Source organism: Fructobacillus papyriferae (assembly GCF_018437225.1).
GTDB classification, from domain to species: domain Bacteria; phylum Bacillota; class Bacilli; order Lactobacillales; family Lactobacillaceae; genus Fructobacillus; species Fructobacillus papyriferae.
On record NZ_JAAMFI010000001.1, the window covers coordinates 384,802 to 408,799 of the forward strand.

At 46.2% G+C, this 23,998-nt stretch carries 10 protein-coding genes; 2 read left to right on the plus strand and 8 right to left on the minus strand.

Features of this window, described 5'->3' with window-relative positions; translation table 11 throughout:
- Positions 1-2 precede the first annotated feature (2 nt).
- The 5 genes from G6R27_RS01920 to G6R27_RS01940 are packed head-to-tail and all read right to left on the minus strand — an operon-like array spanning position 3 to position 5,472.
- On the minus strand, positions 3-2,519 hold the full coding sequence (locus tag G6R27_RS01920) for a carbamoyl phosphate synthase preATP-grasp domain-containing protein (RefSeq protein ID WP_213819396.1): 2,517 nt from the start codon (positions 2,517-2,519) through the stop codon (positions 3-5).
- Positions 2,500-3,579 carry a carbamoyl phosphate synthase small subunit gene (locus G6R27_RS01925; protein ID WP_213819397.1) on the minus strand — a complete coding sequence of 360 codons (1,080 nt, stop codon included), beginning with the start codon at positions 3,577-3,579 and terminating at the stop codon, positions 2,500-2,502. Before G6R27_RS01925 ends, G6R27_RS01920 begins: the two co-directional genes overlap by 20 nt.
- 42 nt (positions 3,580-3,621) lie before the next feature.
- A complete protein-coding gene (pyrR, locus tag G6R27_RS01930; protein ID WP_213819398.1) occupies positions 3,622-4,149 on the minus strand; it encodes a bifunctional pyr operon transcriptional regulator/uracil phosphoribosyltransferase PyrR in 528 nt (175 codons plus the stop codon).
- Positions 4,150-4,172: 23 nt separating this feature from the next.
- Entirely contained in the window at positions 4,173-5,093 is a 921-nt protein-coding gene (locus tag G6R27_RS01935; RefSeq protein WP_213819399.1) for an RluA family pseudouridine synthase, read from the minus strand.
- A complete protein-coding gene (locus G6R27_RS01940) occupies positions 5,086-5,472 on the minus strand; it encodes an EbsA family protein (protein ID WP_213819400.1) in 387 nt (128 codons plus the stop codon). Before G6R27_RS01940 ends, G6R27_RS01935 begins: the two co-directional genes overlap by 8 nt.
- A gap of 90 nt (positions 5,473-5,562) precedes the next feature.
- Here G6R27_RS01940 and G6R27_RS01945 point away from each other — a divergent pair, with 90 nt between their 5' ends.
- Positions 5,563-5,946 (plus strand): ribonuclease HI family protein, encoded by a 384-nt coding sequence (locus tag G6R27_RS01945; protein ID WP_213819401.1) that lies wholly within the window; start codon positions 5,563-5,565, stop codon positions 5,944-5,946.
- Between the two features lie 78 nt (positions 5,947-6,024).
- Positions 6,025-6,300, plus strand: coding sequence for a hypothetical protein (locus tag G6R27_RS01950; protein WP_213819402.1), 276 nt, complete (start codon positions 6,025-6,027; stop codon positions 6,298-6,300).
- A 40-nt stretch (positions 6,301-6,340) separates the two neighbouring features.
- On the opposite strand, the gene G6R27_RS01955 is transcribed toward G6R27_RS01950, so the two are convergent.
- The 3 genes from G6R27_RS01955 to G6R27_RS01965 form a co-directional block, all read right to left on the minus strand.
- Entirely contained in the window at positions 6,341-6,880 is a 540-nt protein-coding gene (locus G6R27_RS01955; RefSeq protein ID WP_230791129.1) for a GNAT family N-acetyltransferase, read from the minus strand.
- A gap of 185 nt (positions 6,881-7,065) precedes the next feature.
- Positions 7,066-15,039, minus strand: a complete 7,974-nt coding sequence (locus tag G6R27_RS01960) for a DUF1542 domain-containing protein (RefSeq protein WP_213819403.1) — start codon at positions 15,037-15,039, stop codon at positions 7,066-7,068.
- A gap of 260 nt (positions 15,040-15,299) precedes the next feature.
- On the minus strand, positions 15,300-23,807 hold the full coding sequence (locus G6R27_RS01965; RefSeq protein ID WP_213819404.1) for a DUF1542 domain-containing protein: 8,508 nt from the start codon (positions 23,805-23,807) through the stop codon (positions 15,300-15,302).
- Between the last annotated feature and the right edge of the window lie 191 nt (positions 23,808-23,998).

The following is a 23,998-nucleotide window of genomic DNA, read 5'->3' on the forward strand; positions in this document are numbered from 1 at the left end:
TTTCAATCCTCCATCAGGCGCATGATCTTGGCACCCATTTCATAACGGGTTGAGTCAACTGGCTGATCGGGCTTCAAATGTAAATCAAAGTCCGTACGGTTAGACACCATGGCAAAGTCCGCACCACGCAAGGCAGGCATGTGTGCCACCAAGGCATCCAGATCATCCTCGTCCAAGCCGCCCTTCCAAGAACGAACGACCAACCGAATCAAAGATAATTGCAAAATCTTGGACAAAAAGGCAATTTGACCATAAGGCATTGGGCGAAGCCAAGTGTCTGAACCAAAGTCAGGTAGCCTTACCTGGTCCAACCATTTTCTTGTCTTCTCCCGCCAAATCAATTGGTACACGCCAGAATATGGCAGACGAATCCCTGACAAATCGACTTGCGACTCATCTTGATCGATCAAGCGAATCTCGCCTGATTGATGCTGGGTCAAAACCAATGGAAAAGCCCGTGCCCCATCATAAAAGATGTTTAAGGCAAACTCGGATTCACCTTCTTCTGGTCCCATCGGTTGGTGCTTTTCTTTTGGCAAAACAATCACCTTCTGACCAAGCGCTGTCAACGCTTCGATCAGCTTGCGCCGATTACCTGGCACAACAATGGCTTCCGGTTGTTCCTGGTCAACAACCGACATGACGTCTGAAACTTCCAGGGGCTCCAGATATTGCTTGTCTGATAAATGTGGCAACAAGGAAGCATCGGAAGCGTTGTTATTCATAATCACCGTCTTGTAGCCAAGCGCACGCAGCTCAGATAAGACAACGGCCGTCACATAGCCGGCAGAAGCGCCATCCCCCATTCGAAAGGCCCCGGGCCCAATGACCAAAATCGTCTTATTCGAGACCGGCACCGACTCGTTTTCCTCTTCGAATGTGGCGAAAAATTGGTGCGCATTTTCTGGAAATTCACCAGCCGAAGGTTCGAGAGCCTTATACGTTGGCACAACTCCCGCTTGCTTGGCCAGTTCGCGAATTGCCTGAAAGTCACTATCCCAAAAACGAGCCAGTAAACCATCCGAAAGGCCGGATGACTTCGCCTTATTTAGTAATTGGCGACTTGGTTCACCGTCTAGAATATGGGCTTCAATTGCTAAGAGCTGCTTTAATTGATAGAAGTAAAAACCATCAATTTTGGTCAATTCAGCCAACTCATCGATTTCATACCCCCGCCGCAAGGCTTCCAGAAGCAAAAGTACCCGATTGTCATGCGGGTGAATCAACTGCTGAATCATCTCATCATCAGAGAGTTTCTTCATGTACTTAGGTGAAAAAGAGCGGTTGTTAAAATGCGCCGCTCGAATTGCCTTTTCCATGGCCTCGATGAATGTCCGACCAAATCCCAAAGCGGACCCAACCGACTTTTGAATGGAATTCAACTGCCGGTTCACACGTACACCAGATGCTTTCAAATCACCAAAGGAGAAGACGGGTAATTTAACCACAATGTGGTCCATCACCGGTTCCATCATCGCTGTTTTTTCATGATATGAATCTGGCAACTCAATTTCTTGGATTAAGCGTCCCGTCGCCAGCTGGGCTGCCACTAACATGACCGGATACCCCGTCAACAATGCCATTCGGTTCGACAAATAATCCAGGTATGGCGAGACCTTAATGATGTAGAGCCGGCCCGTTTTTTCATCTAAGGCCAATTGGACGTGGACTGGTCCTTGAATGTTCAGTAAGTTAGCCACCTGAAAGGCCTGCGTCCGCATCTCCTGCAAGACCTGATCAGAAATCGTCAAGGTCGGCGCGACGGTCAAAGAATCACTCGTGTGAATGCCGACCGGATCCATATCCTCTGATGCCCCGATCTGCAAGCAGTTCCCGGCCGCATCACGTAGGACCAAGAGAGAAACTTCCTTTAAACCGTTAATCGCCTTTGAAATCACGACTTCTTTGGTCAACGACTGTTCGATGACCTGATCGACGGCATTTTCAAAATCGTCTAGACGTTTGACGATTTTACGTGTGGTCGCCTGGGCCGGGTGATGGGCTCGAACTAAAAGTGGCAGTTCCAAGTCACGCAGGAGTTCGTTAGCCTCAGCTTGGCTACGAACAATCGTCGCCTGAGGCATAGCCAATCCTGAAAGAGACAGTCGGTCAAACAAAGCAGCTGAGTCATTCATCAAGTCAACCGTCGAATCTGGAATGCCTAAGCCAACGGGCCTTGGCCCATCTTCTTCACGCCATTCGGCCATCACCTGCTGCCAAAGCCGCAATCCTCGGTCTCCAGCAAAGCCTGGAAAAACACCATCGATCTGCTGTTCTTTAATAATCGCCTTGACGTTTTGAACCGTTAACGTCGCCACAATCGTTTGCGCCTGACCAGACTCTAAGGCTAGCGAATAAGGGTTGTCATCGACCAAAAAAAGCTGGTAGCCCTGTTTTTCAAGAATTGGTAACACCTGGTAAATGGCTGCATCATTTTCACCCTGCATGCCAAAATCAGTCTCACCAGCCCCCAAAAAAAGAAGGCGTTGATGCTGATTTTTAGTTGTTTTTTTGTACATAATCAACTACCGTTTCGAAAAAGTCCGCAAAAATTCGTTTGGCTTCAAGTGGTCCGGGTGCCCCATCTGGGAAGAATTGCACCGAAAAGGCAGGATATTCCCGGTGACGAAGACCCTGAATTGAGTTGTCCACCAGATCCCGGTGCGTGACAAAAAGCTTTTTCGTGTCTAACTGCTCCGGGTTGACCACATAGCCACGACCTTGCCGAGCATAAAGAATTTCTTGCGAAATGATTTCTTGGATTGGATGGTTCATCCCGTGGTATTCGGCCGGTAAGGTCGTTAGTTCAGAATTGTTAGCCAAAGCAAATAGCTCGTGACCTAAGCCAATCCCTAGCATCGGAACTTTGGTCTGCAAAACATGAATCAGGGTTAACACTGACTCCGGCAGGTCCTCGGGGTTTCCAGGTCCAGTTGAGAGAATAATACCATCTGGATCAAGTGTTAGCACCTCTTCTACCGAAGTCGTGTAGGGCAAGACCGTCACGTTCGCGTCATATTCCCCAAGCACCCGCAAAATACCATTTTTCAAACCAAAATCAATCACAATGATGTGAAAACCACGACCAGGATTGGAATACGCTTTGCTAGTGGCGGTGTTTTGTACTTGTTTGTTGGTTAACACCGTTGCTTGAAGCTGATCACGGGCATGGTCATCAACCACATCAACGATCGTTGCCTTCTGCGAACCGGTTTCGCGCAAATGGCGAATGAGCTTTCGCGTATCCACCTCATAAATCCCTGGAATGTTGTGTTGCTTTAAAAAACGGTCAAGGTTCATCCGCCGTTGCCGGTTGGTTGAAACCTCCGCCAAATCATGCACGATGACACCACGAATTTTGGGGTTAATGGACTCATAGGCCTCTGCATGAATACCATCCGCACCCACCACCGGCATAGCAAAAACAATCATCTGCCCGTCGTAAATTGGATTCGTAATCGTTTCTTGGTAACCAGAGGTCGCTGTATCAAAGATAATTTCGCCAAAGGTCGTCGCTAAGGAACCGAAGCCTTGGCCAGAAAAAACCGTTCCGTCTTCTAAAATCAGATGTCGTTCCATCAAAGCCCCCTGTCAAACACGTCAAAAGGTCATGAAGACAAACTAGTGTACAATCTCCACTTCGTCTTCGTCATCAATTTCCTTAACCTTTACCTGAATCTTTTCATTTTGGGCCGTCGGAATATTTTTACCAACAAAGTCTGCCCGAATCGGCAGTTCACGGTGGCCACGGTCAATCAAAACAGCCAAGGAAATGGTCTTTGGCCGACCGATCTGAATCAAAGCATCCAATGCGGCCCGGGTCGTCCGTCCAGTAAAGAGCACATCGTCAACCAGGACAATGTTTTTGTCGATAATGTTCACCTGCTCTTCCTTATCCAAACCAAGTTGTGTATGTTGACCCAGACGGTCATCTCGATAGTCTGAAATATCGATTGCCATCACCGGAATCTGTGCCCCTTCCAGCTGTTCCAATCGGTCAGCAATACGGTGGGCCAAATATTCGCCGCGAGTCTTCACACCCACCAAAATCAGGTTCTGTCCACCCTTGTTGTGTTCTAGAATTTCATAGGTGATACGCGTCAGTGCGCGTTGCATGGAAGCTTGATCTAATACAATTTTATTTGCCATGTTTTTTCCTTTCACTTTTTCTCCTACTTGCTTTCTAAGGCGCGCAAAGAGGACAAAACTTCTTCAAAAATTTTCGGGAGCGGCGAATCAAAGGTCATCTTTTCACCCGTCTTCGGCTGAGTCAAGACCAAGGTTTTAGCGTGTAAAAGCTGTCCCTTTAAAGAAATTCCAGCTATTTTTTGTTGATGACCGTAGGTCGGATCGCCGACCACGGGATGCCCAATGTATTGCATGTGTACGCGGATCTGATGGGTTCGACCCGTTTCCAACGCTAACTTTAAAAGCGTGTAACCAGAAAATCGTTCTAATACTTCAAAATGCGTCAAGGCCTCACGCCCACCGGAAACAACTGCCTGCTTTTTTCGATCCTTGGGGTGCCTAGCAATTGGGGCATCAACCGTTCCGTCGTCTTCGGCAAAATTCCCCTTAACCAAAGCATAATAGTAGCGCTCTGTTTTATGGGCTTTTAGCTCATCTGCCAAAGCGCGATGCGCCTGATCGTTTTTGGCTACCATAAGCAAACCAGAGGTGTCACGATCAATTCGATGGACAATACCTGGCCGAAATTCCCCGTTAATCGAAGAAAGCGGCGCATGGTACAGCAACGCATTGACTAAAGTTTTGGACGCATGGCCAGCTGCGGGATGGACGACCATCCCCTGCGGCTTATTCACGACTAAAAGATCGTCGTCTTCGTAAACGATATCAAGCGGAATATTTTCGGCTTCAATGGTTGTTGCTTTGGTCTCAGGAACCCTAATCGTGACGTTGTCGCCCGCTTTTGCCTTGTAAGAGCTTTTGACAGGCCGATCGTTAACCAGCACGTGACCATTTTTGATCCAAGCAGCCAAAGTTGAGCGTGACTCTTGTAGGCCAGCTTCTGCCAAGGAAGCATCAAGACGTTTGCCGCCCTCTTTAATTGTTAATTGCATCGGTTCAACCATTGAGTTCTTCCTTTAATTGCTGGCAAGCCTTTTTTGTCATGAAAAGGCGGCGTTGTTTGTGCCCGTCTTGTTCGATTACAAGCGTTCGCTTTTCAAATGAAAAATGAACCTTTTCGTTTGAAAAAGAGTATTCCTCTACGCGCCAAAAACGTAGTTGGTGCAGGTACATCACCTTATCACGCAAAACGATATAACGAGCGGATAATCGATAGGCCAGGTAAAAGACCAGGGCAACTGTATACAACAGCCAAAGGCCATTCAAGTTATAAAACAGCTCTGATGCCCAGATCGGGCTGATCATGAAGAGACAAAAAGTCAGCAACCAAGCCGTTTTCGAGCCATCCGAAGCTGGCTGGTAATATACTTTATAATTTTTCATGACGTCTCCTACAGCAGAATTTCACTTCCTTATTTTACCATTTTCCGATTCGATCTGTTATGGTTAGACTGACAATAAAAGGAGTTTTAAATGATCCAAATTCAAACGGATGCCGCCTTTCGACAGGCCACCAATGAAGCCGCGGCCGGCATCGTCTTCATTAAAGATAAGGTTCAAAAACCATTAGCCGGCCCCTTGTCTCCTTGCCAAAATAACCATGAAGCCGAATTCAAAGCGTTGTTATGGGGACTTCAACAAATCAACGATCAGCTTGATGAAAAGCAAGTCCTAGAAATCCAATCCGACTCCAAAATCTTAGTCGACGCCTTGCAAAAGCGCTACGCCAAGCACTTCCAAGAACTGGTAGATGCGATTTTGGCACTTATCCCAAATCTCGAACTGACCTTCTTTGTTTGGGTGAAGGATAAGGACAATAAGGGGCCACATCAGCTGGCTTGGCAGGTGTTGAATTGATGACAGCGGGTATTTGAAAGAATAAAAGCGCTTTGCTATTATAAATACAAGTTGTTTAGAATGATCTTAGGAGAAAAGATGTCCGCGTCAACCTTACTACTTTTACTTATCGCCTTTCTTTCAATTAAGCGAAAGAAAGAATATCAACAAAAGCCCGGATTAACTTTGCTATTGGCAGGCTTCTGTTTAGTCACCACAATAACTGAAACAGTTTCCAGCATCCAACTTTGCTTACAGGAACATACCTGGCATTTTCTTACCGATCCCCTGTTAACCATTCCAACACTCGTTCTGCAATTTGCCCTGGCCGCTTGGTTAATTTATAAAGTTGCCACTCGACAAAAAGAATTGTAAAACAAAAGCCGCTTGATGATTATCAAGCGACTTTTTTTATTTATTCAACATCTGGAATGAGCAATTGGTAAGCCCAACGAGCCGTTGAAATGTGTGGTGCCTCTTGCATGTGGACCGTTCCACGTTGTTCGAAGCCGTTGTTAGCAATGACTTTTTGCATTGGCAAGTTGCCTGGGTGCGTGTCGATACGGAAATCGCGGGCACCTTGCGCATAGAAATATGAAATCAAGGCCGTAATGAAACGTGGAGTCAATCGTTGGCCGCGGAACTTATCCGACATGGCCACGCGGTGAAGAGAGGCGTAATCGTGCCCTTCCTTCAGCCAAGAGCCATCTTCCAAGGCGGTGTAAAGTGGGTCTTCCCCTTCAAAGGCAGCGGCGTAGCCTGCCACCTGATCGTCGACCATCAAAACAAAGGCTTGGTGCTTGTCCAAGTCCTGTTGGATGGTATCCGCGTTTGGATAGTCCCCTTGCCATTGGTCTAATCCCTGTTCTTTCAGGAAACCTTTGGCTGTTTGTAAAATCTCGACAATTTCGTCAATGTCGCGAGCCTTGGCCCGCCGCATGAATACTGCTGGCATAAGCATTGTTGCACGGAAAAATTTTTCCGTGCGGCTCCTTTCTGTTTTTTCATCAGAAGAAAATTATAGCACAAGGCTATCACAAGTAAAAGACTTTCAACAAAAGGAAAGCAAAATATTTTCTTTTACCGGATCACCCTAGTAAAAAGGGCCAACCATGCGGTTGACCCCTTCTTTCAAAACGGTTAATCGTTTTTGTCATCACGGCGACGCTTCCACAAAAGGAAGAAAATCACCGCTAGCAAAGCAAACGTTGAGAGCAGCGTCTTCTGCCACCAAGCCATTTGGCCTGTCTTCTTGGCAGCCTTCGTTCCTCTTTTCTGAATTGCTTTTCCCTGCTTCTTTTTCTCGTTCTTTTGACCCTTCTTGGCATTGGCTTTTAAACGATCAGTTCGGTTCTCTTGATCAAGCGGATGGTTCACTTTCTCCGCTAAGCGGTTGGCCTGTGTACCAGGCACCCGATCATTAGCCATTTGGCCGTTGCCAAGACCCGCACCAGACCGGTCAAAATGTCCTGGCTGATTTGGTTGTTCAGGTGTTGATGCATCGACCGAGACCGCATCGATCTGATCAATTCCTTGCTGTAAGGCTTGGTTTAGCTCATCATTTGTATCTGCCTGCCAGATAGCTTGATCAAAACGGTCAAAGTCTTCGTCCACTTTTTCTTTGGCTGCTGCTTTTTTAGCTTCAGAAGCCCCAGTATCCTGGTCGATTTGCGCTTCTTTTTTAGCCTTTTCTTCTTTCAACTTTTCATCAGCTGCCTTTTTATCCGATGGACTCGCCAAAACATTTGGTTCAGGCACGGCCATCACCTGCTTGACTAACTGAATGCGCAGATAAGCTAAGTCGGCTTTGTTCTTCACATTGGCTAATTCATTAAGCGCTGTTTGAACAAGCGAGTCGATCTTTTCCGATTGGGCCGCTAAACTTTTCGGATCCACGTTTTGAATGTTTTTAAAATCATCCTTACGATCTTGCCCGACACCGAAGAGATCACTTTCTGCATCCTTGCGTTCTTGATCGCTAATCGGATTCACGTCATTTCGAAGTACTGGATCCGCCACTTGATTGATTGCTTCTTGTCCCGATCGCAAGATTAACGCGAGATCCGCCATCGTCTTGGCTTGGCTTAAGGCTGAATTAGCTTTTTGCCAAGCCTTTTTAACTAAGTCAAGTTGATTATTCAACGATCCGGCAGCAGCACCATCCACATGGTCCAACGCCCCCATTTTCTGGCTGGCCAAATCGGCCAAGGCTTGTTTGGCGAAGCGGCTAAAGTCAGAGCTTGGCTTTTGGTAGTCCTTTATGAGTGTTGGTTTGTCCACCGCATTCAATGACTTCATACCCTGGTAATAAAGGTTTTCCAACTCATCCTTTGTCTTAGCCTGATCGAGTTCCTGAAGTTTCTCTTGCAAAAGATTTTCCAAAGTCGTGTCTTGTTGCCTCAAAGACAACGGATCGACGCCAAAGATTCCTGCATTATCAGACTCAATTCCCTGCTCGAAACTCGTCAATTGTGCTTTGATACCCGCAATGTCTGAACTCGAAACCGCTTGTGGGTCCACTTGTTGACTCGGGTTAGCCAAGGAGAAGACGGCAAGTAACGCAGAAGTGACACGGTTGGATAGGCTTTCCTTGCTTTGTTCTTCATTCAAAGCGCCAGCTTGCTGATCCAAAAGATCCGTGAGCGCTCCTTCTTGCTGTTTCAATGACTGAGCATCGACCAAGGGAATGCTTTCCATAGCGGCCTTTTTCTGGTCAACTGCATTCTGAAGGGCAGTCAAAGCCGCTTCCCGGTCATCTGCGGATGCATTTTGCTTGGCATAAATCTGATCGGGATTAGCCACTGACAACAACTTCGCTTGATCTTGGCTTAGTAACTGATCCAACGCTTGATGGGTCAAACCGGCAACAAGTCCCTTCTGAGCGGCCGAATAGCGATCGTCCAAAAGCTTTAATTGATCTTGGTAGGAGTTTTCATTGGCCGTTTGCTTGAAGCTTTGAAGCAGCTGCTTCTTGCTTTGATAGGTTTGCGCCAGACTATTTTGAGCCTGCTTGAGTTGTGAATCATCGGCGGTTTGGTAGGCATAGAGTAGAGAAGGCTGTGCTACCTCATTCAGTTGACTGGCAAATGATGCCGTCACTGTCATTAGATCGCCAGTGTTCTTCGTTTGACCAATAGCTGTCTTAGCTTCATTCAACACTTGATCGATAGCCGCTTCTTGTGCGGTTAATGAGTCGGGATCAACATGTTCGATCTTTGCCATGGCGTCCTTAATTGCCTGGCCATAGGCATCCAAAGCCGCTTCCTGACTATCACGATCAGCTTGACTAATCTCTTGGTGGGAAACGTCCAGATTAGGCTTTGCCACGTGACTAATTTGTTTTTGGTAATCGCTGAAAAGCGAATCGACCGCTCCCTTTGTTTTGGCAGCTCTGATGGCCGATTGTCCCTTTTTAACCAACGCGTTGATCTGATCCGTTTGCTCTTGCAAGGAAGTCTTTTCAACATTGTCAATTTTTCCAAAGGCCTCGATCTGCTTTTGCCCGATTTGAGCTAACAGGCCTTCGTAATTCTGCTGATATTGTTGATCAGCTTCCTGATAAGCGTGCTCGACAACCGGTTCATTGACTGACAAGACATCATTCAAAAAGACGGTTAACTGATCGGCCAGGTCGCCTTGTGTCTTTTGTGATGAGAGCGCGTTTTCACCCTTTGTCTTCAGGGCCTCTAACGCACCGAGCTGCTTTTCTAGAGACTGAGAATCAACATGATCCACTTGCTTCATCTGTGTTTCTTGATCCAAAACGGCTTGATCCAAAGCCTGCTTGGCCTGTGTAAGATCATTTTCTTGAACCGGTCGATAGGCCGCTTCAACCTTTGGCAGGCTCACTGAGTTCAGGTCAGTTTTAGCCTGACGCAATTGATCCGCCAACGATTGCTTGCTTTGTTCTTTTGACAAGGCCTGTTGCCAATCATGAAGCAAGGCATCCAGCACACTTTTTTGTTGATCATAAGAAGATTGATCGACATTGTCCACCTGATTGAAGTTCGAAAGCATCGCCTCGTACGTTTTTTCTAATTGACCTTTGGCGGCCTCTTGATCGTTCTGACCAGCCGTTTGGGCACTTTCTTCAATATTTGGTGTCGCTACTTGATCCAGCAAAGCAATGGCTTGCTCATAACGGCTATCAAAGTCCGCATTCGTCGTAGCCTGTCCAACTAAGGCTTGTCCCTTTTTCAAAGCTTCCTGCAAGGCCGTTTTTTGTTGGCTCAACGAGTTCGCATCAACATTCAAAATTTGCCCAAAATCGATCTCTTTTTGGCTTTCATAGTCTTCTAACAGCTGACTGGCATTGTCTTTATTGGCTTGCGAACTCATCCGATAAGCACGCTGCACCACCGGTTGGGCCACATCGTTTAAGGCTTGTAAGAAATGAGCCAATTGAGCAGCCAAATCCTTTTGAATCTTTGGTTGCTTCAACGCCTCTTGACCATCATCCAGCGTTTTTTTCAGCAATTGACTTTGTTTGTCAAGAGAAGTGGTATCCACATGTTTGACATTCTTAAATTGCGCAAGCAAGTCTTGATAACGCTTGGTTAACTGATCATTTGCGCTCTTTTGATCTGCAGACGTCACGGGTTCGTAGCCAGGTTTAACCGTTGGTGCCTGCACCTTTTGAAAGTCAGCCAATCCTTCTTGAACCAGATCCGATACTTCTCCTTTGGTCTGTGCTTGCTGCAATTGTTGGTCAATTTTTTGGTAGATCGCTGTCAACTGTTCCTTCGCCTGAGACAACTGATCCTCATCAACGTTTTCAATGGCAAAGTCTTTTTCACGCTGACCTTGTGCGAAGGCCAAGGTCTGCTCGGCCAAACGGACATCACTATCCGTTTTTGCTTGGTACTTCTCTTCTTGAACCGGCATGCTGATCTTAAGGACGGCATCCGTTGCTTGATTCAACGCTTCGTTCAGCTCTCCCTTGTTTTGAGCCTGATCACGAGCAGTTTCGTATTGTTTCTTCACTTGGGCTAAGGCCGCTTCTTGTTGTTTCAACGAATCGACATCCACGTGATCAACGGCTTGCATTTTCTGGATCTGCTTTTGATAGAAGAAATCAAAGCGCTTATCACTGGCTTTCTTCGTTGCTTCATCAACCGCTTGCTTTTCATAAACAATGGTTGGCAACGCCACCTTAGCCAGTTTTTCATTCGCCTCTTGAAGAAGCGTTTGTAAGTCTCGATTGGTTAACGATTCGGTCAACTTGCCTTGATAGTCCTGAATGATCTTGGCAACAATTCCCTGCTGTTTTTCCAAAGAGTTCTGATCAGCGTCTTGGATAGCCAGGCTTTGCTTACGTGCCTCTCCGGCTTTTTGTAGACTCTGCCCAGCTGCATTCAAGGCTTCCGAACTGGCTTTTTGATAATCAAATTGCAAGACGGGCGTTGCCACTTCGTTGACCAATTCCAAAGCATCCGAAAGTTGAGCACTTAAATCACCCTTCGTCTGACTTTGATCAAATTGCGTTTTGGCATCTGATTGAATGTCAATAAGCGCTTGTTGTTGTTCTGAAAGTGAGTCTTGGTCAACATGCAAAATAGAAGCAAAGTCCTGCTTCTTTTGATCAATGGCCTTTTTCAGACTTGCTACCGCCTGGTTTTCGTCTTCTGAAGTCTTCGCTTTTTCTGCCTCGTCAACCGTTGGCTTTTGGACATTCAGCAAATCCATGACCCCTTGGCGGAACAACTGGTTGAGGCTTTGCCGATCCGTTGCTTGATCAATCTTTTCTTCCGTTGCTTTTAAAACACCCTTCAAAGCTTCTATCTGGGCCGACAAACTTTGACTATTCACTCCGTCAATTGATTGGAAAGCCGTTATTTGAGCTTCTTCGGTCTTTGCCAAAATGGTCTTTGCATCAGCGACATCGTTTGGATCGGCTGGCTGATAAGCTGCCTGAACCTTTGGCAAGGCAATCGCTTGGAGGGCGGCTTGACCAGCCTTCAATGAAGCGGCTAAATCGCCTTTTGTCGTCTGTTTTCCAAGCTGATCATAGGCAACCTGAAAGCGTTTAGTCAAGATATTTTCTTGCTTATCGTAGGAATAACTGGAAACATTTTGAACAGCCTTGAATTGAGCCAAACGGTCGTCTTTAACCTTTGTCAACGCATTCTGAGCGGCCGTCAAATCTTCTTGACTCGGCTCTTGGAAAGGTAGCTGAACGGTTGGCTGAACGACGTTTTGAACCTTTTTCAGATATTGATCAACGTCATCAGCTAAAGCACCTTGATACTGCTCTTGATCGAACTGCTCATTGGCCTGCTGGCTGATCTGATCGAGAATTGCCTCTTGTTGGCTTAAGGACTCGGCATCGACATGATCAATTTTTTCAAAAGCCTTCTTTTTAGCCAAAACAGCTGCTTGAATGCTTTCCTTTGCATTCTTTTTCTTAGCTGCTGTGACCGGACGATAAGCCGGATCAATTTCTGGCTTTTTTACTTGGTTGACTTCTTGCAATAAGTGCTGCAAGATCGCTGCGTTATCTTCATTGCTCTTTGCATCAGAAAGCGCTTGATCACCATCATTTTTCAACTTTTCGAGCGCGGATACCGCAGCTTCAATGGCGCCATCCTTCGCGTGCTCGGTCTGTTCAAATTGTGTTTTCGAAGCAGCAACGGCGGCGTTGAATTGATTCAAACTCTCTTGCAATTGTGAATCAGAAAGGTAAAGGCCATCAATCTGCAAAAGCGCCTGCTTCGTCACCTGCTGTGCTGCATCGGCATCCGTCGCCTGATCGAGGTCCGATAAGGCCTTAGCCTGAATTTTTTGAACTTGACTGGCTTTTTGCTTGGCTGCTGAATCGCCCTGTGCCAACAACTGATTTTGAGCCTGCAAAGCCTTCTGGTTGATGGCTTGCTTACCTAGCTCCTTTGCGGCTAGTAGCATGGCATCCGTCTTGTTTTTATCCTTCGATTCCTCTGACAAAAGCTGGTTCAACTGGTTCAAAGCATCTTCTTCTATGCTTGAGATCGCTGTTTGTCCAGTCGCTTTCGACAGGTTCTCATTAGCCGCTGAAACAATGGCTGAAATCTTATCATAATCATCCAACAAAGCATCATCGGTTAACTTCGGCTTCAAATTAGCCAATACATGGCGTACATTGTCGGCCTGACGTTCGATGCTTTCGAAAGCCTCTTCTTCCTTTTGAATTAGAGAATAGTCGGCATGACCAGAAGATTGGAAAACCGTCATCTGCGTTTTTCGAAGCGGAATCACCGAGCCATCTGAAAGAGTCATCTGGCCGCTATAATAAACGGTAAAGGGGCGGTCATAGATCTCAAAGTCTGATTGTGCCGTCTTTTTCCCGTCTGGATCAACCGATTTCACAAGTTTGACGTCTTTTACGTCAGCAGTCGGGTGAACCCCTTTTGCGTCAAGCAAAACCGTATGATCAAAGTAGTCAATCACTCGGTCAAAGCGATCTTTGTTCGCCCAAAAAGTTTGACCAGCAGAGAAACTGACCGACCGATGATCCAAATCCGTACCATTCAAGGCCCGTCGGCTACCCGGTGTTTCTTCCCACTCTTCAGGATGTCCGATAATCGACTTCGTATTCAATGTTTGCTGGTTATCATTTAAGGAAATATAGCCACGCCAAGTAGCCGTACTTGCCGAGTTTAAGGCATTGGCGCCAATCTGATCTGCATGAATCGACAGATCGTCACCAATATCCCCGTTGTTGCCATATGATTTGCTGTGTGTTGACAACAACTGCCCCGTATCCAGCACGTTACTCTTCAGTTCAAATCGACCATTTTTAGCTGGCGGCAGCTGTCCTTTGGTCAAAATTTTATTTGGCGAATCATCTGCCCCAACCGCTTGTTCTTTAGCCGTCTGGGAATTTCCACCGTAATATTGATTAATCTCTGATGTGGATAAATTACCACTATATTGGCTCATGTTGAAGTTCATGTAACCAAGCACACCACCAGGGATCGTTCCGCCTGTACTCATGGCCTTTAAAATAAACTTGGCTAAGGCATAACGTGCTTGGTCTGTTGGACTGGCTGAATCCGTCGCCCCTGCACCACGAACCATTAGGTAAAGACCATTGGGGTCCTTTTCCGTATTAATTTTGACGTCTTTTGCAGATAACGTCAGAGGTAAAGCAATATTCTTGGTGTCATCGAGCACCAATTTGGTTCCGTAGTGTCCGTTGATTTGAACCAGAACATTTTGCAATAATTCTTCTGCTAAATATTCGTTTGTTCGGTTATTAGCCCCCAAAGAACGAGCCACCGAACGACGTAACGAAGACGAATTATTCAACATTTCTCTCAATGCTTGTACCGCGTTAATGTCTGTTTTTGACCCAAAGTTTGTCTGATTCAGGTTTAGCGTCTTTACCCAATCATTCGGATCAACACCATCTGGAGTCTGTAAGCGAATATAAGCGCCATATTCCCCTAAATTATACTCATTATATAAATCCGTTTGATCATTGCCTGTCGTAAATAAGCTAGACAAAGCCGAAAGTGTATTTTCGAAAAACTTAACGAAATAAGAGCCGGAAAAGAACCCCCCACTATCGGCATTTTTGATTGTCAGGGCATAGGGAAAGGCCGCTGCATAGCTCAACGTGTTCGTCGCTTCATGATAATCGTTGATCGTTTTCTTTCCGTCATCACCAACGGCTTTTTGAAAATCCGGCTGTAAGTTACCAGAATAATTATCTTGAATGTTGAGACGCAAAAGAGACACGTTAGCATAGTCGTTTAACTTGCCTTCAAGGCCAAAGAAACCATAATCGGGGCGCGAATAAGCCGTTTTTCCAGCCAAATTAATCCGATTTCCATCAGAAGATAACTGCGCGTTTCCGCCTTGACGAATAAGTGGCGACTGACCACCAAGTACAGAAGCTTCCCGCTCATAGTTCGAACTCTTTTCGCTTGCTACTGTGCTGCTGTTCTTTGTTTGATCAAGCGTCAGCAATCGTCCTTTTAGCAGAACGTTTTGCTTATCAGATTTTGTATCCAAACGATTGTTATCGGCATGTCCAACCTGCGCTTCTAATTGTTGTACAAAAACAGAAAAAAAAGCCGCGCTGGCAATGACTGGCAAGCGCCATGTCTGGTAACGATTTATCCCTTTATTAACCATCTTTAATCCCTCCGGCAAACAGAAGCTATTCCTTCATTTCTGCATGCCTACATTTTAATTAAAATCATTACAATATCATCTTAACACAACAAAAGAAGGCCCTTCACAGAATGACCGTGAGGTTCCTTCTTTCGTATTCGAAAATTCAGTTTGTTGGTATGGCGATTTTTCGCCGGCACCTCCTTTTAAAATTTCTTGACTCAATCTTTTATCATCGCGCCACCAACGAGTCGGCAGATAACAGGTCAGTGCATCGTCTTTTATTCAGAACGTCCCTTTTTATGGCCTTTTGCCTTCCCCCATGCTAAAGCAGTCAGCATAGCTGAAAGTGTCAAAGCAATCAATCGATTTTCGGTGGTTTTCTCTTGCCTTGCAGTTTCTGGTAAGGCTGCATCCTGCCCCTTCATCTGGTCGATGTTTCGGGTCATATGGGTTGTTGAATCGAAAGCTTCTGAAGCGTTTTGCAAGTCAGCCATTTTATTCTGTTGACCAGCCCAATCTGCCTGACCACCAGGTTGATCAGCATCTTTTCCACCCTTACCGTTGTTGCCATCAGGGTCATGACCATCTGAATCATCCCCACCGCCATCACGATTACCAGGATTGTCCGGTGTATCACCACCATCAGATCCCTTATGGCCTTCTGTTGGCAATGGTAAATTGTTGATTCGTTCAACCCCATCAAGAGCGGCATCAAGCACTTCTTCCTTCTTTTCGGCTGCATCAATGGCGTGACTTGTTTCAGAAACAACGTCGGCCATGTCGCTTAGAATCTCAGTTTTTTCATCTTGATTAGGGTTTTCAACTTTATTGATCAGCTTCGTCTTCACTTTGGCCGCGTTGTTAACTCGCGCCTTAGCACGTCGCCGGTCGGCACGAGTCGCGGCATTCGCATCAGGGTCAGGTACGTTTTGAATCATGTAGATCGCAAGTGACTTGGTCCGGTTCAACTCTGCAACCGTTTCACTTTGACGAAGGGCTGGTAATTGGCTATTTACAAGAGCTGTCACCATCTTTTGTTGCTTACGTAAGATTTCTCGGACAACATTTTTGACCTCAGCCATTTCGTTTTTACGTTCACGGCCGGCCTGACGCACTTCTTGGATAGCCTTTTGAATCATCTTTTTGGTTGGCTTTTGATGATCAGCATCTGACGCTGGATTGGCCACTTCATTGATCGCCTTTTGTCCGGCTTCCACTACGCGGTCCAATTCGCCAAGGGTTTGACTCTCATCGACTTGCTTTAAGAAGTCAGCCAACAGATCATCGACAACTTGCTTTTGACGAGCCAAAGCTTCTTCTTGAACGAATGGCACCATATCAAAACTACTCTTTTTCGCGTCGGCGCTATCCGTCAAAACTTGTTTAGCATGGGTACGATCAATAGCCGTTGGGAGGGCGTGGTCCCGATCGATGTCTGGTCGTTCGACCATCTGAATCTCACCACGGGCAACAGCCATAACAGGGGCCAGTTCCCGGTTCAACTTCAACGGTTGAATATTGTTCTCGCCACGTTGCAAAGCTTCATCCACCAGCTGCTTTTGGCGCTTTAAGGAATCAAGCTTGACTCCAGCAAGGCTATCGAAGTCGCGTTTTTTCTGACTGGCCAAGTTCACCAGTTCCTGAATGGCGTTCTTCTTAGCCGCTTCACTCAACGAACGATATCCCCATTCAACATCGGGATTTGGTACATCATTAATCTTCGAAATACCGTAAACTAAAGCAATTCGTAACTCGTATTGTCGCTCACACGTATACAATTCAGCATCTTGACGCTTGTGCTCAATGTTCAAAATAGCCAGCTTATCCTTCAACGAATCGGCATCAACATGCGGGATACTTCTCATCGTCTTTTCTTTGTCCTTAGCCACCTTATCCAAGGCATCAAGTGCGGCATCTAACTCCTCATCCGTCACAAAGTCTTTGCCAGGAAGTAAGTCAGGTTCTGGTACGTCGGCAATTTCACCCATGAAATCGCCGTGAATCCGGACAAGCGCATGACGAGTTGAGGCTTGTTCGATAATCGCAATGTATTTATCAACAATATGGTCCAAAACAAGGCATTGCTTTTCTAAGCTCTTTGGATCAACATATTCGATCTTACGGAAGACGTCTTTGCGGTTCTCAGCCCCACGGCGAAGATGCGTAATTTCAGCGTCAATATCCACCTGGGTAGGCTTTTGATAGCCATATTCGACCTGTGGCGCTGCGACTTTTTGAACCATTTCGACCGCTTCGTGATAGGCTTTTAGAACCTCAACATTTGTCTTAGCTTCTTGAATATTCGTATCACCTGCTTGGGCAGCCTCTCCCAACTCCTTTAGAGCGTAATAGAGGGAAAGATCATCCACGTGCTCAATATTCTCGAAGACAAGACGGCGTTTGTTCGCCAGATCAAGAAGTCGATCCTCGTAAAGCTTCTTCATCTCGTCGCTTGCAGGACGATAATCATCATCCAAAACAGGATCAGGAACTTGCTTGATATCCTGAATTGCTTCTTGCACGATCCGATCTAAGTCCCCGTTCGTCTTTGCCATTTCAATCTGACCATTGGCCGTCATCGTGATACCATCGACGAGCTTCTTTTGTTGCACCACACTTTCCTTCTTCGCATGGACAACACGGTCAATCGCTGACTTACGTTGGTTGGCTTCGACCATGATACGTCCTTTAGCAGCTTCACGGTCGATGTCTGTTGCTGGGACATAGTCATGGGCCAAACGCGGTGCCTTGACATCGGCCACCGCTTGCAGTCCCTGCCTCAAAGCATGGTCCACAGCACCCTTTGTTGTTGCTGCTTGAATGTTTTGTGTTCCCGTTTCCTCCGCATCGTAAACCGCCTTCTTTTGCTTCGTCAAACTAGCTTCATCTACGTGCTCAAACGCTTCAAAGTCCTTCACCCGACGGTCGGCTGCAGCATACAAGACGGCTGTCGCCCGGTTGCGGTCTTCTTGATTAGCAGGACGGTAGGCCGCCTCCAAAGAAGGTTCACTCACCTTCATAATGGCTGCTTCGCCCTTCTGTCCTTCAAAAGCAACCTGACCACGCGTTTTCGCCTGATCAATTGCCTTCATAGCTGCCGTTAAGGCTAGGTCAACGAAGCCACGTTGAGTCTTCAAACTGACAAAGTCCGTGTGTGGAATGCTATCGAAGTAATTCTTGCGCTGGTTAGCAATTCCCGTTAAGCGTGTCTTTTCACTTTCACGATCAACCTCAGAAGCTGGCTTCAATTCGTCCACAACGGCTGGGTCCGGTACCTGATCGATGTCAGCCAAGCCATCTCGGTAGGCTTTATCGACGTCACCTTGGGTGCCAGCATGGTCAATATTCGATTTTGCCTTTTCAGCCGCTGCATCCACTGCCTTCTTTTGCTTATCCAAATCCGTTGGATCAACACCTGGAAGACCATCGAAGCGCTGCTTCTTATCGGCACCCGCATGATCAATGCTCTGCTTAGCGCTGTCCTTTGAATCAGGAGTAGCTGGTAAATAGGGCGCTAAGAGGCTCGGGTCAGCCACGGCGCCAATGTTTGTCAAGCCAGCATCCAACGCATTTTTCAATTCGCTTTGAATCGATGCTTGCTCAATGGCTGTCTTCGCGTTCGATCCAGCTTCCTCAACACTTTGGCTTTGTTCAGACAAACTATCGGGATCAACGTGATCGATTTTGCTAAAGGTCTGCTTTTTAAAGTCAACGGCCCGATCAATTAAGTTCTTCGCGTTGTTCTTTTCAGCAGCGGTTACTGGTCGGTAGTCTTCTTCAACATCTGGTGCCAAAACGTCTTGAATGGCAGCCAAGCCATCACGCACTGCTTGATCAACTTGTCCCTTCGTTGACGCCTTTTCAATATGCTCTTTAGCTGTCAAAACCGCATCATCAATCTCAGCAAGTTGACTCTTCAAATCATCTTGGTCGACATGATCAATCTTATTAAAGGCGATCTTTTTCGCCTTTTTAGCATCTTCGATTTGCTTGATACCAGTGGCCCGATCAAGATCAGAAGCCGGCTGGAAGGCTGTCTGTACCATCGGATCAGGGATCTGATCTAAAGCGTTTAACGCCTTATCTAAGGCCAGGTTCATCTCGCCATTCGTCTTAGCAGCATCAATGGCTTCTTTCCCATCGTTCACCACTCGGTCGACTTTTTCAGCTTGCTTATTCAAGCTACTCAGGTCAACGTTTGGAATGTTTCGAAAGCCGGTCTTCTTCAAATCACCAGCTTGGTCTAAGGTTTCTTTAGCTTGCTTGCGGTCAACATCGTCTGCTTGTCTGTAATCAACATTTAACTGCGGATCAGAAACAGCGTTGATATCCGTCATCCCCTGCTTTTCGGCAACGTCTACATCCTTATTCAGGTAAGCATCACGCACCGCATCCTGCGCCACTTTTAACACGTCATCCACTTGCTTCTTTTGGGCCACTAGGGAATCCTGATCCACGTGAGCGATCTGGTCCATTAAGCTTTTGCGGGTGTTAGCGGCAATTTCAAGACGCTTGATCGAGCGGTTCTTAGCTGCCTGAGATGCTTGACGATAATCTCTTTCAAGGGAAGGTGTAGCAATCGCTGCAATGCTTTTCTTGGCATTAGCCAAAGCCTTGGCCACATCCCCCTTCGTCTTGGCTTGTTCAATGTTTTCTAATCCATCTGCCCAAGTCGTATCAATCAAATTCTTTTGCGTATTTAATGAATCGAAGTCAACGTGTTGGATTTGGCCGAATTCCGCCTTCTTCCGGTTCACAACGTCTGTCAACTTCTTTTCAGCCCGCTTCTTATCGTCTTCTGTGGCCTGCTTATTTTCTTCAATGACAGCAGGTGCTGGAACAGCATCAATTGCCTTTAAGCCCTTGCGATAGGCATCGTCAACATCGGCGGCAGACTTAGCCTGATCAACTTCGTCAATGGCTTCAAGCAGAACTTGGTCGACCTTCTTTTTGGCATCAGCCAAACTTTCTTCATCAACGCCATCTAATTGGTCAAAGCTATCTTTCTTCGCATCTGCTTCTTCCGTCAGCCCCTTCTTAGCCGCTGCTTGATCAGCAGGATCCGGCTTACGGTAGGCCGCTTCCTTGGCAGGATCGGCCAACTGGTCAATGTTTTTCAAGCCTTGTTCGACTGCCAGTTTCAAATCATACTTCGAGTTCGCCGCATCAATGGCGTTCTTGGCTTTGTCAACAATTGCCTTTAATAAGGTGACTTGCTTTGTTAATGAATCTTGATCAACGTGCGCAATAGCGGCCATCTCTTGTCCGCGTGTGTCAGCCGCGGCATCAATCTCAGCCTTGGCCTGCAAACGATCTTCCTTTGTCACTGGTTGGTAGCGGTCTTCAACCAATGGATTGGCAACCTTTTCCAAAGCCTCCAGTCCATTGTTCAACGCTTGCTTCACCTCGCCCTTCGTTTCGGCTTGGTCGATCGCAAATTCCGCGTCTCTAACCGTCTGGTCAACCTTCACGTTTTGCTGTGCCAAACTGACTGGGTCAACGTGGGCAATGGCAGCAAAAGCAGTCTTCTTCGCAGCAGAAACCGTGTGCAAAGTCTGTTTAGCTGCTTCACGGTCATCATTAGAAGCAGGCATAAAGTCAGGCTGCTGGTCTGGTCGGCCGACAGCATTAATCAACAGCTCTGCCTTTGTCAAAGCATCACGTATTTCAGACATCTTCTTTGCTATCTTGATCTTTTCAGTGTATTCATCGACAATCTTATCAATGTCCCCACAGCGAGCGCTCAAAGAATCTGGGTCGAGGTGATCCATGCTATAGAATTCGGTCTTTTTCAAATCACCGGCTTCCGCCAACTTCATCACTGCAAAGTTACGGGTCGTGTCGGCAATGAATTCATCATCGTCACCATATGGGAAAAGCTTGTTCAACCGATCGATAATGGCCTGTGCTTCATCATCGTAGTAACCCTTTGAGAAATCGTTAGTAAAGCGGGCCTTTCGCTTTGAACGTCCTTCTTGATCAGCGGCTTTCACTAACTCCTTCAACGCTTCTTCAACAAAGGCATTCATCTTTTCAATGGTCTTTTGCTTTTGTTCAAAAGACAAAGTCTGATCATCATTGATATGAATCGTTTGATTATACGCCCAGTCGTGCACTTCCTTGATAGCGGCCGCTAAACTCCCTTTTTGATAGCCAGAGGCAAAATTCTCGTCATTGGCCAAGCCATCAAGATCGTGCAATAAGTCATGACGAGCCGTCACAGCCAAATCAAAGATACCATCTTCCGTCTTTTGGTCTTCCATCTGCCGGTTCACTTCAGCCAATTGCTGTTCTTGTTTGACTAGCAGTTTTGCTAACTGGTCATCCTTTAGTTTGTTTGCCATGTTAGAAGCGGTATTCTTGATGACCTTGGCCTGCTCTTCTAGGCTCTTCATTGTGTCTTGACGTAAATCCGTCAACAAGTCCACGTGCTTTGAGTCCTGCTGGACGACGGTCATCTTCGTTGTTCGAAGCGGAATCCGTTCTCCTGATGAAAGTGTCGTTTCACCAGAGTAGTAAACCGTAAATGGTCGATTATAGATGGCAAAGTCTGATTCCTTAGTCAGTTGACCATCCGGATCAGTTGATTTGACCAGCTTGATCGACTGCACCTGATCATTTTCATGGAACCCGTCCTTATCCAGCAAGACATCGCCAGTAAAATAATCAATCACACGATCAAAGCGATCACGATTACCATAGAAGGAATCCCCGTCATCTAAAATCAACCGTCGGTTATCAAAGTCTCGGCCAGGTAATACTTCGCGCTGTCCTTTTTCTTCCACCCACTCTGCTGAAGAAGCCGTTACCTTCTTCAAATTATAAGAGTGCTTTTGATCAATTGGCGAAATATAGGCACGCCAAGTTGCAATCGGCGAGGTCTGCAAGGCATGGTCGTGAATTTTATCTGGAACAACAGCCAAATCAGTGCCAAAGTTACCACCATGAGGCCATGAATGCTTTTTACTTGAAACTAAGCCGTTGGCGTCAATGGAGTTGGCTTTCACCGTTAGCCTGCCATCTGCGTGCGGTGGTAACTGCCCACGGGTCAAGATCTTATAAGGACTATTATCTGCATAAGCCATTAATGGATCGGCTGTTGAAATACCATTTTGCTTTAATTCAGCAGCCGAAGGATTCCCCTCGTAACGGTCAACGTCAAAGTTCAGATAGCCGTAGGCTGCACCGGCAATATCACCCACCCAAGCCATGGAATTCATGACAAACTTTGTGACCATGATCTTAGCCTTCAAATAAGTCGAATCAAATTGACTTAGTTCAGCACCGCGAACAAGCAAGTAAACACCCCGCGGATCTTCTTTCACATTGGTCTTAATATCATTTGGGTAAAGAGTAATGGGATAAAATGGACTTTCAGCGCCCTTTTCAGAAACGTGAGTACCAGCTTCATGGTTAATTTCCCACAAAGCAGATTGTGTTAACAAGTCTAAAACCGATCCTTGGTAGCCTGACAAGGAAACCCCGATGGTCCGTTGCACGTACTCATCGATACCAGGGATCTGTTGCATGAGTTTATCGATGCCAAAGTTCACGTTAAAGTCCATCTGGGCGCCAAACTTCGCCTTGTCGAGATTCAACATTTTCACAAAAGTATTTGGATCCGTACCTTCTGGCGCTTCCAAACGGAGATAAATACCGTAACGACCGTCTTCATAATCACGATCAATGTAGCTATGCAAACGACCACCAGTGGCAATCGACCCAATGGACTGCATCACTTCTTCGATGTTCGTCAGATAAAAGTTCGGGCTCAAAAGGGAGCCGTTACTTGATTGCAAAACGGCATAAAATGGCAGTCCACCAGAATAGGCCAACGTTTTGCTAACTGGCAAATAAGTCATCGACGTGCCTTCATAGGCCCCACCATTTGCCAATTTCTTTAGCTTATCCGCAACCGACTTTACAAAGGCCTTGTCTGTCTTTAACCGCATGTATGAAACTTGCGAATAATCATTTTGCTGTCCACCAAGGCCAAAGAGGAAGTAAGCTGGCTTTTGGAACTGCATCACAGCCGGTTGATTCACATAATTTTCAAATTCGTCCATCTGTGTATGACCGGGATAGGCGAAGTTTGGCAAATAGCCACCCAGCTTGTCGACCAGCTCTTCAAACGAACTCGTCTTCGTCAATTCATAGATTGGTTGAAGCGGGTCGTTGTTGGGGTTACTTGAATAACCAGTCTTCTCGTCTGTCTTTAAATCAGTGGAGACCTGCGTCAAAATTTCCTTTGCCACTTCTGAAAGCTCCTGCTTATCCTGCTTTGACACGATTAAATCAGATTCTGGTAAGAGATCTTGATCTTGTTGGTAAGCCTTGCTCAAAACGTCTTTGACGGCTTGATCATTAAAAAGCGCGTTGCTTTCTTCGGAGCCACCCTGAGCCGCCGTCGTTTTGTCATGAACCGTTTCTTTTTGGTCTTCAGAAGATGTCTTTTCTTGGTCCTTTGCTCTTACCGACTGTTGACCAGCACTGTCCGCTGCCGATTGTCCCGAATCGGCCGTTTTTGCTGTGGTCGTCCCAGCGGTAACAACAGCTGACGAAGGCGCATCGACTAAGCGCTTTTCGTTGTCTTTTGCTGCAGTCGGTGAGAACTGTTCGTTATTTGGTCCTTTAGCCTGACTGACCGATTGGTCGTCTGCATGTGCGAGCAGATGATTTTTCTGCGTCATTTCGCTGACACCAGTTGACATCAACATGGTGGAAGCCAAAAGCCAAGCTTTCTTAGAACGCACAATATTGAAGCGGGATCGATTTTCTTTTGTCATATATTCATCCTTTCGTTTAGGGGTAGCTCATATAAATCAAATTATATATGATACTTTTTAAAAAACAAGGCCATGATTTTCAATAATCAAAAGTTATGAATATATAAGAATTGAAACTGTATAATAAAATTGAATAATTTAAACATTTTGTTCAGCATGGGCATCTTTGCATATTTAAAAAATCCGCTTTC